Raw genomic sequence first — 15,604 nt, 5'->3', positions numbered from 1 at the left:
TGATGACTAGACAAGTATTTTGCCGTAAGTACAAACAGGAACTTGAGGGCTTGGACTTTGCACCATTTCCAGGCGCGAAAGGTCAGGAGTTTTTTGAAACTGTTTCAAAACAGGCTTGGCAGGAATGGTTAAAGCATCAAACCACACTCATCAATGAAAAACGCTTGAATGTGTTTGAACCTGACGCGAAAAAATTTCTTGAAGAACAACGTGAGAAGTTCTTTGATAATGATGACAGCGTTGAAAAAGCTGAGGGGTGGAAGCCTGAAGAAAACTAAAGCAACGCTTTAGTTTTCTGCAAGACAAGGACGAAGTCCGCGTAGGCTACAATTAAAAAAGAATCACTTATGCAAAACGAGAAGCTATGCTTCGAGTTAAACAGGAAAGCAACGATTATCACTAGGCAAGAACGCACCAAAGAGAGCTGATTTTCAGCTCTCTTTTTACGTGACATTTACACAAGTAATAAAGCCTTACATAGTATACACAGTTGTCTACATGACACTTGAGGGGAATATACTTATAGTGAGTCTAAGAAAGATAAAGAGATACATTGATATCTCAGAACGCATGATATTTCTCTCCCAGACTTTTCCCCCGAAGTCTGGGATTTTTTTATCTGGATTTTTTCCAATAAAAAACCACTGATCATTCAGATTCAGTGGTTAATATTAATTCCTGAAATTATTTTTGATTTACTTTCTGTTCAATTTCTTCAATGCTGGTGTGGCGCACATCCATTCCCTTAGCCATATAAATCACCTGCTCGGAAATGTTACGCGCATGATCACCAATTCGCTCTAAAGAACGCAGCACCCACATCACATTAATGACACGGGAAATATGACGCGGGTCTTCAATCATGTAAGTCATCAGGGTACGTGTTGCCGACTGGTATTCACGGTCAATATCCACATCCGCCATGACCACCTTTAAGGCCTGATCCACATCCAGACGGGCAAATGCATCCAGTGCATCATGGATCATCACGCGGACCTGATTGCCAATATGGCGTGTTTCCATGTAACCACGTGGTGACTCTCCCTCCTCACACAGGTTTTGGGCAATACGCGCAATTTTCGCCGCTTCATCACCAATACGCTCAAGGTCGGTGTTGGCCTTACTCATGGCAATCACCATACGCAGGTCAATCGCTGCTGGATGACGGCGTGCCAGAATCAGGGTTAAGCCCTCATCAATATCTCGTTCAAGCTGATTGACGGTATTGTCCTTGAACTGAACATCAATCGCCAGGTTTGCGTCGGTATCCAGCAAGGCATGAATTGCATTGGCAACCTGTTGCTCGACCAAACCGCCCATGGTCATAAACTTGGTATGCACAGCTTGTAAGTCTTCATTAAATTGTGAAGAAATATGGTGACTTAACACAGGATTACTTGGACTCACAGTATGCCTCCACTAGACACATGGAAAATGATGGGTGATTAAAACACAGCAATCATGAAAGTTTTATGACAATAACATGCGCATTGTAGAATGGTGTGAATTGATACAACAAAAAGCCAAAAATCTGGTAGTCTAGCCCTAGCTTGACGGAGCGCAGTTAAGGAACTGCTGAGATTGTCTTAACCCTATTTTTTATCACAAGGATTTAAGGACAAGTACCGTTGAACCTGATCAGGTTAACACCTGCGTAGGAATCAAGCCCAGCAAAAACCCAGCCCCGTTTTATCCATTTTCCAGGATAAATTCGCCAGCGTTTTTGGTCGTGCTTGATTCGTTAATGCTTTCAATAAGGATCATGCCATGAACCAGTTAACGAATCTTTCCCCTGCTGACATTTCTGCCCAACATGAGCAGGATGCTAAAGATTTAACCCGTATTCTACCTGCCTCCAAAAAAGTTTACGTCGAGGGTTCCCGCCCCGACATTCAGGTTCCATTCCGTGAAATCAGCCTCACTGACACCCCAACAGGTTTGGGTGGTGAGCACAACCCACCTGTGATGGTTTATGACACTTCGGGCGTTTACACCGATCCAAACATACGGATTGACTTAAATCAAGGCTTACCCTCAGTTCGCCAAACATGGATTGAAGAACGTAACGATACCGATGTGCTTGCAGGCCTCAGTTCCGAGTTTGGACAAGCCCGCTTAAAAGATATCCGTACCGCTGACATTCGTTTTGCCCACATTCAGAATCCACGCCGTGCCCAAGCGGGCAAAAACGTGACGCAAATGCATTATGCCAAGCAAGGCATGATTACCCCTGAAATGGAATATATTGCCATTCGTGAAAACCAGCGCCAGCGTAATGATGTGGATATGCGTCAACACGTAGGGCAAAACTTCGGTGCACAAAATTTAAGGGAAATCACCCCTGAGTTTGTCCGTCAGGAAGTGGCTGCGGGCCGTGCCATTATCCCTGCCAACATTAATCATCCAGAATGTGAACCGATGATTATTGGTCGTAATTTTCTGGTAAAAATCAATGCCAATATCGGTAACTCTGCACTCGGTTCATCCATTGATGAAGAAGTGGCAAAAATGACCTGGGCAACCCGTTGGGGTGCCGACACCATCATGGACCTATCGACAGGGAAAAACATCCATGAGACCCGTGAATGGATTATCCGCAACTCACCTGTTCCAATCGGCACAGTACCCATCTATCAGGCTTTGGAAAAAGTCGATGGTGTGGCCGAAGACCTCACATGGGAAATCTTTAAGGACACCTTGATTGAACAGGCCGAGCAAGGCGTGGATTACTTCACCATTCATGCAGGTGTACTACTACGCTACGTGCCAATGACCGCCAATCGTCTGACAGGCATCGTGTCGCGTGGTGGTTCAATTATGGCGCAATGGTGCCTGGCTCATCATAAGGAAAATTTCCTCTACACCCATTTTGATGAAATCTGTGAAATCATGAAAGCCTATGACGTGTCATTTAGCTTGGGTGATGGCTTGCGTCCTGGCTGTATTCAGGATGCCAATGACGAAGCGCAGTTCAGCGAACTCAAAACTTTAGGTGAACTGACACACCGCGCCTGGGAACATGATGTACAGGTGATGATTGAGGGTCCTGGTCATGTGCCAATGCATATGATCAAGGAGAATATGGACCTGCAACTGGAAGTGTGTAAGGAAGCGCCATTCTATACACTGGGGCCATTAACGACTGACATTGCACCAGGCTATGACCATATCACCTCGGCGATTGGTGCCGCGATGATTGGCTGGTATGGCACAGCCATGCTCTGTTATGTCACCCCAAAAGAGCACTTGGGTCTACCCAACAAGAAAGATGTCAAGGATGGGATTATCACCTACAAGATTGCGGCGCATGCGGCGGACCTGGCAAAGGGCCATCCAGGCGCACAGGTGCGTGACAACGCCCTGTCCAAGGCACGTTTTGAGTTCCGTTGGGATGACCAGTTTAACCTGAGTCTGGACCCAGATACGGCACGCAGCATGCATGATGAAACCCTGCCAAAAGAGGCGCATAAATCAGCCCATTTCTGCTCCATGTGCGGACCAAAATTCTGCTCCATGAAGATCACCCAGAATGTGCGAGATTATGCGCAAAATCAACACAATGCCAATCAGTCAAATGATGCGGAAAAAGATGTTGAAGCAGGTCTCAGTGCCATGAAAACCGCTTATCAGGAACATGGTCAAAAATTGTACCACAAGGTGTGAATCGACTAAAAAAAGATTTTCCCGCGAATCATTCTCGGTTAGGATGAGATATGTACAATCTCATCCTGATTGAAGATGAATATTCTTGACCACGCCAGCTATTCAGCATCAGACGTAACGATAGAATCCCGAGAGCCGATCTTTCGGGGATTCATTCAAGTTGAGAAAGTGAGCTTTCGGCACCGACTGTTTAATCAGCCAGACTACTCATCCGTGATTCAGCGTGAGCTGATCCATCGTCCAGAAGCCGCTGGTGTCTTGCTTTATAATGACCAACAACAACGCTTTGCACTGATTGAGCAGTTTCGGGTCGGTGCATTGAATGATACCGACTCGGCATGGCAGCTTGAAATCATTGCAGGCGTGCTGGATGGAGATGAAGCACCAGAAGACTGTATCCGTCGGGAAAGCCTGGAAGAATCGGGTTGCGAGGTTCAACAGCTACAGCATTTATTTAGTTTTTACCCCTCTGCGGGGGCATGCTCTGAATTTTTTCACTTGTATGCGGCAGAAGTAGAATTACCAAAAATGGGGGGCATCTTTGGGATGCCAGATGAAGGGGAGAACATCCAGCTTCATTTATTTGACTATTCAGAACTAGGCACTTTACTTAAGAATGGGCGTTTGAGAAATGCACCTGTGATTATGGCATTGCAGTGGCTGGCTCAACACTTACAACAACGATAAGAATCTGAGGGGCTACAGACGGTGACTTTCCAGGTCTCAGCGTTATCGCAAAATGATTTTGTGATGATACAGATTACTGATACCCATTTACTGGAGTATCCGCATCTGGAGTTTGTCGGGATGCATCCCGAGCAAAGCTTTCATGCAGTAATCGACTTGATGCGCCAACAGCACCCCCATATTGACCTGATTGTGCATACAGGTGATCTGGCCCAGAATCCGACACCAGTGACCTACAATCGCTACCTGCAACATATGCAGAGTCTGGGTATTCCTTTCTTCCACACCCCAGGTAATCATGATGATGTCGCTCATTTCCCTTTCCATGAAAGCGACCAGACACAGGCAACAGTGGTTGAGCTTGGCAAATGGTGCATCATTTTATTGAACAGTGCACAGCCACAACGTATTGATGGAAAAATCGCGGATGGTCAGTTAGAGCAGTTGAGCAAACTATTGGAACAGCTAAAAGACCGCTATGTGGTCATTGCCTGTCATCACCATCCCTTTGCAATGCAGTCGGCCTGGATTGACCAGCATAAATTAAAGAATTCTTCTGACCTGCTGGACGCCATCCAGCCCTTTTCCAATGTAAAGGCGATTGTCTGCGGTCATGTGCATCAGGATTCCATTCATAGCTGGCAGGGTGTCGATTTTTTATCAACTCCCTCCACCTGTATTCAATTCAAGCCAAAAAGCGACAAGTTTGCCCTGGATGAGGAACATCCTGGTTACCGTTATATCTGCCTTAAGGCCAATGGAGAACTGGAAACACAGGTCTATCGGCTTACAAGCTCACAACGGATGAGTAGCTCAGAAGTTTTGGGATATGATTAAATTTTTGATTACACATCACATCCACGATTTCTCACGAAATCTAGACAGGAATGACTACCATCTTGTCTAAAAACTCTATATGATGACGGCCCCTGATGGAAAAAACCATCTTCGGTTTGTATAAAAACACTTGCATATCACCATATTTTTTGCGTATAGATAGTACGTGTATGATGAGGAATGCCCTATATGGCGAATGACAACCAAAATCAAGTCCTGGAAGAACAGACAGAAGTGATTGACGATCAAAAAGCGCCTGCAAAACGTGTGCGTAAAACCAAGCCCAAGTCTACGGAAAGTGGAACCACTGCAAGCTTGTTTGGTATCGCACCTTATCAGCCAAAGAAAAACGAAGAATATATGTCTGAAGGGCAGCTTGAGCATTTCCGCCAGATTTTAAATGCATGGAAAGCCGAGTTAATGTCTGAAGTTGACCGTACCCTGAACACCATGCAGGATGAATCAAGCGCACTGCCTGATGTCAATGACCGAGCAACACAGGAAGAGGAGTTTGCGATTGAGTTGCGTACCCGTGACCGTGAGCGTAAATTGATTCGTAAAATCGAACAGTCGATTGAGGCGATCCAGAACGAAGACTATGGTTTCTGTGAAACCTGTGGTATCGAGATTGGCCTGCGTCGCCTGGAAGCACGTCCAACGGCAACGCTCTGTATCGATTGCAAAACTTTGGCAGAAATCAAAGAAAAGCAAAACAACGGTTAATCCCCCTAATTCCCCCTTTGAAAAGGGGGGACTTCCACGAATCCAATCAACTTATATGATTCGTGGTGCTCCCTCTCCTTTTAGGAGAGGGTTAGGGTGAGGTCAAGAATCTGACAGCTTCCTTTACATCCACCACAACATCCTTTCCCTCATGTCTTACATCGGACGTTTTGCCCCCTCTCCCACAGGTCCACTGCACTTTGGGTCCCTGCTTACCGCAGTCGCAAGCTATTGTGATGCCAAGGCCAATCATGGCAAATGGCTGGTTCGCATTGAAGATACCGACATTCCACGCATTTATCCCCATAGTGAAGCCCACATTCTATCCTGTATTGATGCATTTCAGTTTGAACCTGATGCCGAAATCATTTTTCAAAAAGATCGTTTAGACCTTTATGAACAGGTGCTTGAACAGCTTAAACAAATCCAGGCGGTTTATGCCTGCCAATGCACACGTAAAATGTTGGGTTCCAATCATATCTATGCAGGTACTTGTCGTGACCTGCATCTTGATTTCAACCAGCAGGCGATTCGTCTAAAGGTCGCTGATCAGCTCATTTGTTTTGATGACCGCTTACAGGGACAACAATGCTCAAACTTGCAACATGATCTCGGCGATTTTGTCCTAAAACGCCGAGATGGCATTATCAGCTACCAATTGGCTGTCGTAGTCGATGACTATTTACAGGGGATTACCCATGTGGTGCGTGGCGCAGACCTACTGGATAACACAGCACGACAAATCTGGCTGGGTTCCCTGTTAAATTATCCAATTTTAAGCTATATGCATTTACCCCTCGCCATGAATGATCAGGGACAAAAACTGTCAAAGCAGAATATGGCACAGGCATTAGATACCTCCAAAGCTCCAGAACTGCTACAGCAGGCGATTTTAGCGCTAGGTCAGCCTGATGTTGAACTTGACCAGCCCCGAATCATGCTCAGACAGGCGGTGCAACAATGGAATATTGCTTTAATTCCAAAAGGCATTCATTTGGCTGGAATATACCTATAGGCAATAAAAAGCCCTAGGCATGGCAAAGGGCTTCTGTAAAACTTTTAAGCTTGATTGACTAGAAGTTTGATTCTTCTTTTACTGGGTTTAACTCTTGCGTTGATGCATCAATTTTCAGAATCAAACTGATCATAGCTGCACACATCATCAATGACGTACCACCATAACTAATGAATGGCAGTGTCAAACCCTTGGTTGGCATCAGACCCATATTCATGCCCGCATTCACCAAAATCTGTAGCAGGAAAATAATGCTGATGCCATAGGCCAAATAGCCTGCACGCAGGTAGTTGTGTTGCAATGCACGGTGGCCGATACGAATACAGCATGCCAGCATGGTAAATGACAGCACCATCACAATGGTCACGCCAACAAAACCAAACTCCTCACCCAGAACTGCCAACATAAAGTCGGTATGTGCTTCTGGAAGATAGGACAGCTTTTGGACACTGTGTCCCAATCCCGTGCCAAACCATTCACCACGTCCAAATGCCATCAACGCATTGGAAAGCTGGTAGCCAACGCCCAATGGATCAGCCCAGGGATTGGTAAATGAAATCAGGCGCTGAAAACGGAAAGGCTCAAACAGGATCAGGGCCGTCACACCCGCAACAATTGCCCCCAGCATAATCAGGAACTGTGTTGCTGGCGCACCTGCCAGAAAAAATACACCCACCATCATCAAGACAATCACGACAGTGGCCCCCAAGTCAGGTTCAGCCACAATGAAGCCAACAGTTAGCGCCATGACACCACTCAGGCGCAGCAAACCTTTCCAGTGCGTTCGCACCTCTTTGGCACGGCGAACCACATAGTCAGCGGTAAAAATTGCCATCACGATCTTGGCAATCTCTGTCGGCTGCAAGGTAAAGCCACCCACCTTAATCCAGCGGTGTGCCCCATTCACTTCAGAACCCACAACCAGTACAGCGAGCAGCAATACAATGGTAATTAACCATAATGGGAACGCATTTTTAAACCACAGATTCAGGGAGACCCGATAGGTTAAAAATGCCACCACCGCCGCAACCACAATTGAGATGCCGTGACGGATGAGGAAGTAGAATGGATTCTCATGTATATATTCCGCATAGGGCATCGAGGCCGACGCCACCATCACTGAACCGAAACACAGCAAGGAAATCACACAGAAAATCAGGATATTGCGCGCCGTCATTTCAGCTGGAAACTTGGGCAAACGACTCAATAGCTGTGCAATTTTTTGTGTGGTATTTTGGGCTAAATCAGCCATAACGCTATCCCTAGTTTTTATTTTCATTCAAGGCATTTACACATGCCACGAACTGGTGTCCACGATCATTATAGCTTTTAAACATATCAAAACTGGCGCATGCTGGCGAGAGTAAAACCACATCCTCCGCCTGTGTTGCCTGCTGGGCCAATTCCACTGCCTGCTTTAGGCTATTGGCATGCTGGATGATGGTGGTTCCCTGAATGGCCTGTTCAATCACTGCCACATCCTCACCGATGAGAATCACGCTCTTGACATATTTCTGAATTGCATCGCGTAACGGCTTGAAATCCTGTCCCTTGCCCTGCCCACCAAGAATCAGTGCCAGCTTGCCTTTCTTAACCTCAATCGCAGCCCCCAGACCATCAATCGCAGCCAGTGTCGCACCGACATTGGTTCCCTTGGAATCGTTGTAATAGCGTACCCCATCAACTGTTTTGACGTATTCGCAACGATGTTCCAGTCCCTTAAAGGTTTTTAGGGTTTCAAGCATGGATTGCATCGGCAAGCCAACCGCCTCACCCAATGCCAGACAGGCCAGTGCATTGGCAACGTTGTGCATTCCCTGAATATACATTTCGGAAGTTTTAAGCAACCGTTCACGTCCACGCGCCAACCACATGCTGCCATCTGCATCTCGCAACACACCATACTGATTCAGGTCAGGCGCATTGAGACCAAAGCTTTGCATTGGCGTGACATCTGGAACCAGCGGACGGCTTAAGTTGTCATCACGGTTATACACCACTTTTTTCACACCCTGAAAAATACGGTGCTTGGCCTTGTGGTAACCCAGCATATTGCCATGACGGTCCAGATGATCTTCACTCATGTTCAACACCACAGCCACTTCAGCATTCAGGTGTGAGGTTGTTTCTAGCTGAAAGCTGGACAGTTCCAGGACAATCAACTCAGGTTGGTCTTTCAATAAATCCAGTGCTGGACGGCCAAGGTTACCACCCACAGCCACTTTTTTGCCTGCATCCTGCGCCATCAAGCCAACCAGTGTGGTCACGGTACTTTTTGCATTTGAGCCTGTAATTGCAATAATTGGAACTTCTGTTGCGCGACGTAACAGCTGGATATCGCCCACAACAGCAATACCCTGCTCAATGGCCTGCTGGATTTCAGGTAGCTGCGGCGCAAGACCTGGACTTAGGATAATTTCTTCTGCTTGTTGTAAAAGTTCTAAATCGAGTTTCCCAAAGCTGGTTTTCACTCCAGCGGGAATCTGGTCATGTCCAGGGGGAGTTTCCCGAGAATCCGTCACTGCAACCTGGTAGCCTTGTTCATGTAAAAAGTTAACCGCCGACACACCTGAAATCCCCAGGCCTGCCACGACTTTTAATCCACCACGCTGTATTAACATTTTCGTTCCATTTTTGCAGTTCACAGAATGGCAAAAATGTTAGCACTTTACTGTTTTAAATGCTTTTTCAGTTTTGGTTTTATTCAGGCTTTTTTGTGTCAGTGCGTAAAAGCCAGACTGGATATACAGATCAAAATGGAATAAAGACCGCAATCAACCATAACCCCAATGCCAGATACATCAGCCAGTCAATTTTCCTGGGTTTGATTCCCTTTATTTTTAGCTCAATCACCTCAGGACGAAACCATAAATAGATGAAACATAAGATAGAACCGATCCAGTTTATTCCAGCCCGATAAGGTGTACCCTCCCCCCCTAGTCCCAATAGAAAGATAATGGTGGCCAAGACCATAAATCCAGCCAGAATAATTTTATGCTTAAGGCTTAATGATGTTTCTTCAGTGGCTTCAATCTGGTTCATATATTCTTTTATAATTCCCTATATTCTCTAAAGGATTAAGGCTCAGCCCTACCCAAGAACAACATCATTGTTAAATATCATACTTTTGCATTGAGAGCATGATAAAAATTTAGAGCCTTATCATAAATGACAGTAAGACTCTATTCACATTTAATATTATGGATTAAGTGGCTGTTGCACGACAATATTTTGTGTCGGGGCAGGGGCAATAAATCCAGCCTTACCAAGAACATCCTGAATGACATAGTTGGTATCAAAATACACTTGCCAATAATGGTCATTATGGGTGTATGGGCGTACCGCAATAATTGTCCCAATTAAATTCAGCTCCAGCACCTCCACATCCACCGCGGGCTCAACCAGAACATTAGGAATTTTGGCAATGGCTTCTTTTAACAAAATGGCTGCCTGTTTAGGGTCAGTACTTGCAGAAAGTTGTGCCTGCAACTCAACACGGCGATAGGCATTATGGGAGAAATTCTGGATATTGTCCGATAAGATTTTATTATTGCCTACAATCGTCTGGATATTATCCATAGTATTTATAGTCGTAGCAAATAATCCAATTTCAGTGACAGTACCTATTTCACCACCCGCCTGAATAAAATCCCCTACCTTAAATGGCCGTAAGATAATCAGAAATACGCCAGCAGCCAGATTTGCCAGCAGTCCAGACCATGCCAAACCGATCGCCACGCCTGTAGCTGCAAACAGGGCTGCAAACGTTGTGGTTTGGATACCAAAATAACCCAGAATCCCAATAACCAGCAGAATATTCAGGGTAATATTTAAGATGGATAAACCATAGCGGGTCAAGGTTGCATCCAGATTTCGATGCACAGACAGTTTACGCAGTTGGTTAATTGCAAAATTAATGAGCCACCGCCCAATGATCCAGAGTGCCAATGCACCCAATACTTTCCAGATCAACGCGGTAATAAATGCCAGCAATGCGGCGCTATTAAAGTCAAATGGAACTTGCATGATTGTTATCCTTTTATATGTTGGATACTAAATTTTAGTTAAATTTCTTGTTTAAAATGTGCAAAACAAACATTTTTATTCTTATACAGGTCTTTAAAAAATATAGCAACTGAGCCTGTTTACATTTCCAGAATACCAACAGGCTCAAACAAGTGAGTGTATTAACTTAACGCCATTTTACCGCCTGAACCGTTTCTTTTTTATTTTGTGGTTCATTCGCGTCTGTTGAGCAACCACAGCCTCCAGCACAACCCACCACCATTTTAGGTTTTAACCATGTGGCCAGACGCTGCCAGCCCAAACGCTGGCACAGGTTGGATAAAGCCAGAAATGCTGCATTTGCTGTTTGAGGAAATACTTTCTTAAATACCACCACAGCACTCCACAGCACCAATACAGCAACAATCAAGTACTCAAACATAAGCATCTCTCCAATGACTCCCTCCCTTTGTTAAAGGGAGGTCAGATGGGATTTCCTACCCCCAAATGCGTGATGCAATTTGGTAGGTAAAGAAAGACATTAAATAGGCCAATCCAAACAGATAAGCGGTCATCACCGCCACATGCTTCCATGAACCTGTTTCACGGCGTACGGTTGCCAATGTTGCCAGACAATGCGGCGCATAGATAAACCACACCAGCAAAGACAAACCTGTTGCCAATGACCAACCAGAACCATCAGCACTGATCAGGTGTGCCAAGCCTTGTGCCACTGCATCATCATCCGCACCAGACAGTGCATAGACGGTACCCAGTGCAGCCACCACCACTTCACGGGCCGCCATCGCTGGAATCAGGGCGATACAGATTTGCCAGTTAAAGCCAATCGGGGCAAAAATTGGCTGGATCACATGCCCCAGCATCCCCGCAAAACTGTAGTCAATTGCAGGTTGGGTTGCACCCTCTGGTGCCTGCGGAAAAGTACACAGGAACCACAGCAAAATCGACAGGGCAAAGATAATGCCACCGACACGTTTCATAAAGATTTTGCCGCGATCCAGCAGTCCAATCCCGACACTTTTCAGGTCTGGAATACGGTAACTTGGCAACTCAAGCAGCAAGGCATGTTGTGATTTGTCCTTTTGCAGGAATTTCATCACGATGGAAACACAAAGTGCGCTGACAATACCTGACATATACAGGCCAAACAACACCAGACCTTGCAGGTTAAAAATGCCCCACACAGTTTGCTCTGGAATAAAGGCCGCAATCAGCAAGGCATACACAGGTAACCGTGCTGAGCAGGTCATCAGTGGTGCCACCATAATCGTGGTAAAACGATCACGTGGATCACTGATACTGCGTGTTGCCATAATCCCAGGTACGGCACAGGCAAAGCTTGAAAGCAATGGAATAAAGGCGCGCCCACTCAGACCAGCCTTGAACATCAACTTATCTAACAGGAACGCTGCCCGTGGCAAGTAACCTGATTCTTCCAGTACCAGAATAAAGAAGAATAAGATCAGGATTTGTGGCAGGAACACCACCACACCGCCTGCCCCAGCGATAATGCCATCCACGACCAGACTTTGCAGCAATGGCTGGGAAATGTGTTGTCCCAGGGTTTCTCCAAGCCAGCCAAACAGGCTTTCAATCCCATCCATGAATGGTGCAGCCCAGGCAAAGACCGCCTGAAAGACGATAAACATCATCACAGCCAAACTAATCAAGCCCAGCACTGGATGCAGGAAAATCTTATCAAGAAAATCTGTGCGCTTATCTTCCTGATCAACGAAATTCACCACATCCCTGAAAATCGTTTCAATTTTCTGATGATGTCCACCTTTTAAACCACTGAGCTCTGTTTGTGGAACCGTGTATTTCTCCTGGTCAAGCGCATGTAGCAGGTTTTCAATGCCTGTGTTACGGACTGCAACAGTCTCGACCACGGGCACGCCCAAACGTTCTGACAATTTCTGGGTATTGATCTGGATGCCACGGCGACGCGCCTCATCCATCATGTTCAACACCACCAGTATTGGTCGGCCCAATTCAATGATTTCCAGCACCAAGCCCAAATGCAACTTTAAGTTGGTTGCATCCACCACGCATAAAAAGGCATTCTGCTGCCCCTCTTCCGCGATCTTGCCCTGACAGACATCACGGGTGATTTCCTCATCTGGACTGGTGGCCTGTAAACTGTAAGTTCCTGGCAAATCCAGTACACGAACATTACGCCCCGATGGCAACTGGAAATGCCCGACCTTACGCTCTACCGTTACCCCTGCATAGTTGGCAACCTTTTGGCGGGTTCCTGTCAGGTGGTTGAATAAAGAGGTTTTACCACAGTTTGGATTCCCCACAAGGGCAACACGTAACGCATCACTCATGCAGGTACTCCTTCAAGTTGAATTTCAATTTTCTCGGCTTCAAGCTTGCGTAATGCAAAACGGGTAAAACCAATCTGGATTAGAATCGGATCGCCACCAAAAACACCTTTGGTAATCACCTGCACCTGAGTGCCTGGCACAAAGCCCAAACTCTCTAAACGCACCGCTACAAGATCTGGTTGTCCAGTCTCATCGACCAGGCGATTCACCTTGGTGATTACCGCCGTTTGCTTGACTTTTAATGCTGACAATCGCACCGCTTCTAACCCTTAACTCTTTTGTTCTAGTATACAGATAAATGAGAATAATTACCAAAAACAATATCAATGGCGTTTAGCTTTGTCACAGATCGACAACACAAAATTTTTCTTTTACAGTGCAGATGAATCAAGGACACTAGCTGTTATGTTAAATAAAAAACCTCGTATTCCCGCTGCGGTCACCATTCCAGAACACCTGAGTTTTTTACAGGGTTTCCGTGATTATCTGGTGGCACAAACAGTAAGCCCCCATACCCGTAACGCCTATCTCTCTGACCTGATTCAGTGCAACGAATTACACACATCGGTTTCATTACCACAATGGTCGAGTGATGACATTGCCGATGTGCTGATTGCGCTGACCAAGGCAGGTAAAAGTCCCCGTTCAATTGCGCGTTGCCTATCGGCCCTGAGACAGTTCTATAAGTTTTTAAGGGAACAGAAAATAAGGGATGACAACCCTGTTGCCACCCATCAATCCCCTAAAATTGGTCGGGCATTGCCAAAGGATTTATCAGAACAGGATGTTGAGGCGCTGATCAATGCGCCTGACACTGACACCGCCCTAGGCCTACGTGACCGTGCCATGCTGGAAGTGCTGTATGCCTGCGGTTTACGTGTATCAGAGTTGCTCAATTTACGCATGGAACTGATCAATTTAAAGCAGGGCTTTTTACGCATCACAGGCAAAGGCAATAAAGAGCGTCTTGTTCCACTCGGACAATATGCCTGTGACTGGATTGAGAAATATCTGGTTGAATCACGTCCGCAGCTCTACAAGAGCAGTACCGATTATCTGTTTCTCACCCAGCACGGTGGCATCATGAGCCGCCAGAACTTTTGGTACGCGATTAAACGCTATGCGCTACAGGCCAATATTCAGGCTGAGCTATCACCGCATACCCTACGCCATGCCTTTGCCACCCACCTTCTCAATCACGGCGCGGATTTACGTGTGGTGCAAATGCTACTGGGGCATAGTGACCTCTCCACCACCCAGATTTATACCCATGTTGCTCAACACCGTATGCAGGAGTTGCATGGTAAATACCATCCACGGGGATAAAACCACCACTTGTCCAAGATTGGGATAAAATTTGATTTCGTTCACAATGCATCAGCAAGATTTAACGAAGTCCTAGCATTTTTTTGTTATGCTAAGCCCCTGAATATATGAATATGAACAAAAAAGGTTCTTTATGTTGTTTACCCGTTCCAAGCTTGTACTTGCATGTACATTAGCATCGACATTATTAGTAAGTGCTTGCTCAAAAGAAAACTCAGCACAAAAACAAGATGCCCTGACAGCGAGTGCACCTGCAACAGGTGAAGCATCAACCTTAAATGAACGCAATGCCCAGCAACGTCTGGTTTCAACCCTGGAAAAGCATTTTAAAACCGCCAATATCAATGCCAAAATTTTGGCGGTGAAAAAAACCGAAGTACCCAACTTATATTGGGTGAGTCTGGAAGGTATGGGTTCGGTCTATGCCACGGCTGACGGGCAATATATTATTCAGGGCGATGTGATTCGTTTAGGCGACAAGCAGTTGCACAATGTCAGTGAGGCATTGCAGGCCACCGAGAATAAAAAACACTTGGCCGCCCTTAAAACAGAAGACCTGATTGTTTATCCAGCACAGGGCGGTAAAGCTAAGCATGTGATTTATGTGTTTACCGATTCAAGCTGCCCATACTGCCACAAACTGCATGAACATCTTGCAGAGATTACGGCCAAAGGTATTGAAGTGCGTTATATCGCATGGCCACGCGGCGAACAGTTTATGCCAACCATGACCGCGATCTGGTGTAGTGAAGACCGTAAGGCCGCCTTTGATCAAGCCGTTCAGGGTTTACCTGTCCTCGCTGGAGAATGTAAAAACCCAGTACGTGACCAATATCAACTGGGTCTCAACATGGGCGTAAATGGCACCCCAGCAATTTACAATGTTGAGGGTGAATATCTGGGCGGTTATATGACCCCAGAGGAAATCGTCAAACGTCTGGATAAATAATCCATAAAAAAACACCATTCATTTGAATGGTGTTTTTACATCCAGCCT

The 15,604-nt window shown here is 45.9% G+C and carries 16 protein-coding genes and 1 riboswitch; of the genes, 8 read left to right on the top strand and 8 right to left on the bottom strand.

Translation table 11 applies throughout. The features are described from left to right. Positions 1-2 precede the first annotated feature (2 nt). The gene (locus N5J47_RS12985; protein WP_267981544.1) at positions 3-278 is read left to right on the top strand and encodes an oxidative damage protection protein; all 276 of its coding nucleotides are present in this window, start codon (positions 3-5) and stop codon (positions 276-278) included. Positions 279-684: 406 nt separating this feature from the next. On the opposite strand, the gene phoU is transcribed toward N5J47_RS12985, so the two are convergent. Further along, positions 685-1,407: a phosphate signaling complex protein PhoU gene (gene phoU / locus N5J47_RS12980; RefSeq protein ID WP_267981545.1), complete on the bottom strand. Its 723-nt coding sequence runs from the start codon at positions 1,405-1,407 to the stop codon at positions 685-687. A gap of 137 nt (positions 1,408-1,544) precedes the next feature. Next, positions 1,545-1,678, top strand: a riboswitch (TPP riboswitch). An 89-nt stretch (positions 1,679-1,767) separates the two neighbouring features. Between phoU and thiC the strand changes: the two genes are divergently transcribed. The 5 genes from thiC (at position 1,768) to gluQRS (ending at position 6,925) form a co-directional block, all read left to right on the top strand. Beyond that, positions 1,768-3,663: a phosphomethylpyrimidine synthase ThiC gene (gene thiC, locus N5J47_RS12975; protein WP_279960217.1), complete on the top strand. Its 1,896-nt coding sequence runs from the start codon at positions 1,768-1,770 to the stop codon at positions 3,661-3,663. Positions 3,664-3,738: 75 nt separating this feature from the next. After that, complete coding sequence (locus tag N5J47_RS12970; RefSeq protein WP_279960218.1) at positions 3,739-4,350, top strand: NUDIX domain-containing protein; 612 nt, start codon at positions 3,739-3,741, stop codon at positions 4,348-4,350. Between the two features lie 21 nt (positions 4,351-4,371). Next, entirely contained in the window at positions 4,372-5,187 is an 816-nt protein-coding gene (gene cpdA / locus N5J47_RS12965) for a 3',5'-cyclic-AMP phosphodiesterase (protein ID WP_279960219.1), read from the top strand. A gap of 189 nt (positions 5,188-5,376) precedes the next feature. Beyond that, positions 5,377-5,910 carry an RNA polymerase-binding protein DksA gene (gene dksA, locus N5J47_RS12960; RefSeq protein WP_279960220.1) on the top strand — a complete coding sequence of 178 codons (534 nt, stop codon included), beginning with the start codon at positions 5,377-5,379 and terminating at the stop codon, positions 5,908-5,910. 151 nt (positions 5,911-6,061) lie between these two features. After that, positions 6,062-6,925 (top strand): tRNA glutamyl-Q(34) synthetase GluQRS, encoded by an 864-nt coding sequence (gene gluQRS, locus N5J47_RS12955; RefSeq protein ID WP_279960221.1) that lies wholly within the window; start codon positions 6,062-6,064, stop codon positions 6,923-6,925. A gap of 58 nt (positions 6,926-6,983) precedes the next feature. On the opposite strand, the gene ftsW is transcribed toward gluQRS, so the two are convergent. The 7 genes from ftsW to N5J47_RS12920 all read right to left on the bottom strand — a co-directional run bounded on the left by ftsW (position 6,984) and on the right by N5J47_RS12920 (position 13,538). Next, the gene (gene ftsW / locus N5J47_RS12950; RefSeq protein WP_267981555.1) at positions 6,984-8,177 is read right to left on the bottom strand and encodes a putative lipid II flippase FtsW; all 1,194 of its coding nucleotides are present in this window, start codon (positions 8,175-8,177) and stop codon (positions 6,984-6,986) included. Positions 8,178-8,187: 10 nt separating this feature from the next. Then, the gene (gene murD, locus N5J47_RS12945) at positions 8,188-9,546 is read right to left on the bottom strand and encodes a UDP-N-acetylmuramoyl-L-alanine--D-glutamate ligase (protein WP_279960222.1); all 1,359 of its coding nucleotides are present in this window, start codon (positions 9,544-9,546) and stop codon (positions 8,188-8,190) included. Positions 9,547-9,676: 130 nt separating this feature from the next. Continuing rightward, positions 9,677-9,967, bottom strand: a complete 291-nt coding sequence (locus N5J47_RS12940) for a hypothetical protein (protein WP_279960223.1) — start codon at positions 9,965-9,967, stop codon at positions 9,677-9,679. Between the two features lie 156 nt (positions 9,968-10,123). Next, positions 10,124-10,951, bottom strand: coding sequence for a mechanosensitive ion channel family protein (locus tag N5J47_RS12935; RefSeq protein ID WP_279960224.1), 828 nt, complete (start codon positions 10,949-10,951; stop codon positions 10,124-10,126). Positions 10,952-11,117: 166 nt separating this feature from the next. Beyond that, positions 11,118-11,372, bottom strand: coding sequence for a DUF6587 family protein (locus N5J47_RS12930; RefSeq protein ID WP_279960225.1), 255 nt, complete (start codon positions 11,370-11,372; stop codon positions 11,118-11,120). A gap of 55 nt (positions 11,373-11,427) precedes the next feature. After that, a complete protein-coding gene (locus N5J47_RS12925; RefSeq protein ID WP_279960226.1) occupies positions 11,428-13,281 on the bottom strand; it encodes a ferrous iron transporter B in 1,854 nt (617 codons plus the stop codon). Then, positions 13,278-13,538 carry a FeoA family protein gene (locus N5J47_RS12920; protein ID WP_279960227.1) on the bottom strand — a complete coding sequence of 87 codons (261 nt, stop codon included), beginning with the start codon at positions 13,536-13,538 and terminating at the stop codon, positions 13,278-13,280. The genes N5J47_RS12925 and N5J47_RS12920 overlap by 4 nt, the downstream gene beginning before the upstream one ends. 148 nt (positions 13,539-13,686) lie before the next feature. Between N5J47_RS12920 and xerD the strand changes: the two genes are divergently transcribed. Then, positions 13,687-14,607, top strand: a complete 921-nt coding sequence (gene xerD / locus N5J47_RS12915) for a site-specific tyrosine recombinase XerD (protein ID WP_279960228.1) — start codon at positions 13,687-13,689, stop codon at positions 14,605-14,607. 133 nt (positions 14,608-14,740) lie between these two features. Continuing rightward, a complete protein-coding gene (locus N5J47_RS12910; protein WP_279960229.1) occupies positions 14,741-15,556 on the top strand; it encodes a DsbC family protein in 816 nt (271 codons plus the stop codon). Positions 15,557-15,604: the final 48 nt, after the last annotated feature.

The organism is Acinetobacter sp. GD03645 (assembly GCF_029845285.1).
Taxonomy (GTDB): domain Bacteria; phylum Pseudomonadota; class Gammaproteobacteria; order Pseudomonadales; family Moraxellaceae; genus Acinetobacter; species Acinetobacter corruptisaponis.
The sequence above is the reverse complement of the archived record's forward strand: the minus strand, read 5'-3'. Positions and strand labels throughout refer to the sequence as shown.

Coding starts and splice junctions, on each gene's coding strand:
- N5J47_RS12985 (WP_267981544.1), top strand. CDS start 3: ATGACTAGACAAGTATTTTGCCGTAAGTACAAACAGGAACTTGAGGGC.
- thiC (WP_279960217.1), top strand. CDS start 1,768: ATGAACCAGTTAACGAATCTTTCCCCTGCTGACATTTCTGCCCAACAT.
- N5J47_RS12970 (WP_279960218.1), top strand. CDS start 3,739: ATGAATATTCTTGACCACGCCAGCTATTCAGCATCAGACGTAACGATA.
- dksA (WP_279960220.1), top strand. CDS start 5,377: ATGGCGAATGACAACCAAAATCAAGTCCTGGAAGAACAGACAGAAGTG.
- gluQRS (WP_279960221.1), top strand. CDS start 6,062: ATGTCTTACATCGGACGTTTTGCCCCCTCTCCCACAGGTCCACTGCAC.
- ftsW (WP_267981555.1), bottom strand. CDS start 8,177: ATGGCTGATTTAGCCCAAAATACCACACAAAAAATTGCACAGCTATTG.
- murD (WP_279960222.1), bottom strand. CDS start 9,546: ATGTTAATACAGCGTGGTGGATTAAAAGTCGTGGCAGGCCTGGGGATT.
- N5J47_RS12940 (WP_279960223.1), bottom strand. CDS start 9,967: ATGAACCAGATTGAAGCCACTGAAGAAACATCATTAAGCCTTAAGCAT.
- N5J47_RS12935 (WP_279960224.1), bottom strand. CDS start 10,951: ATGCAAGTTCCATTTGACTTTAATAGCGCCGCATTGCTGGCATTTATT.
- N5J47_RS12930 (WP_279960225.1), bottom strand. CDS start 11,372: ATGTTTGAGTACTTGATTGTTGCTGTATTGGTGCTGTGGAGTGCTGTG.
- N5J47_RS12925 (WP_279960226.1), bottom strand. CDS start 13,281: ATGAGTGATGCGTTACGTGTTGCCCTTGTGGGGAATCCAAACTGTGGT.
- xerD (WP_279960228.1), top strand. CDS start 13,687: ATGTTAAATAAAAAACCTCGTATTCCCGCTGCGGTCACCATTCCAGAA.
- N5J47_RS12910 (WP_279960229.1), top strand. CDS start 14,741: ATGTTGTTTACCCGTTCCAAGCTTGTACTTGCATGTACATTAGCATCG.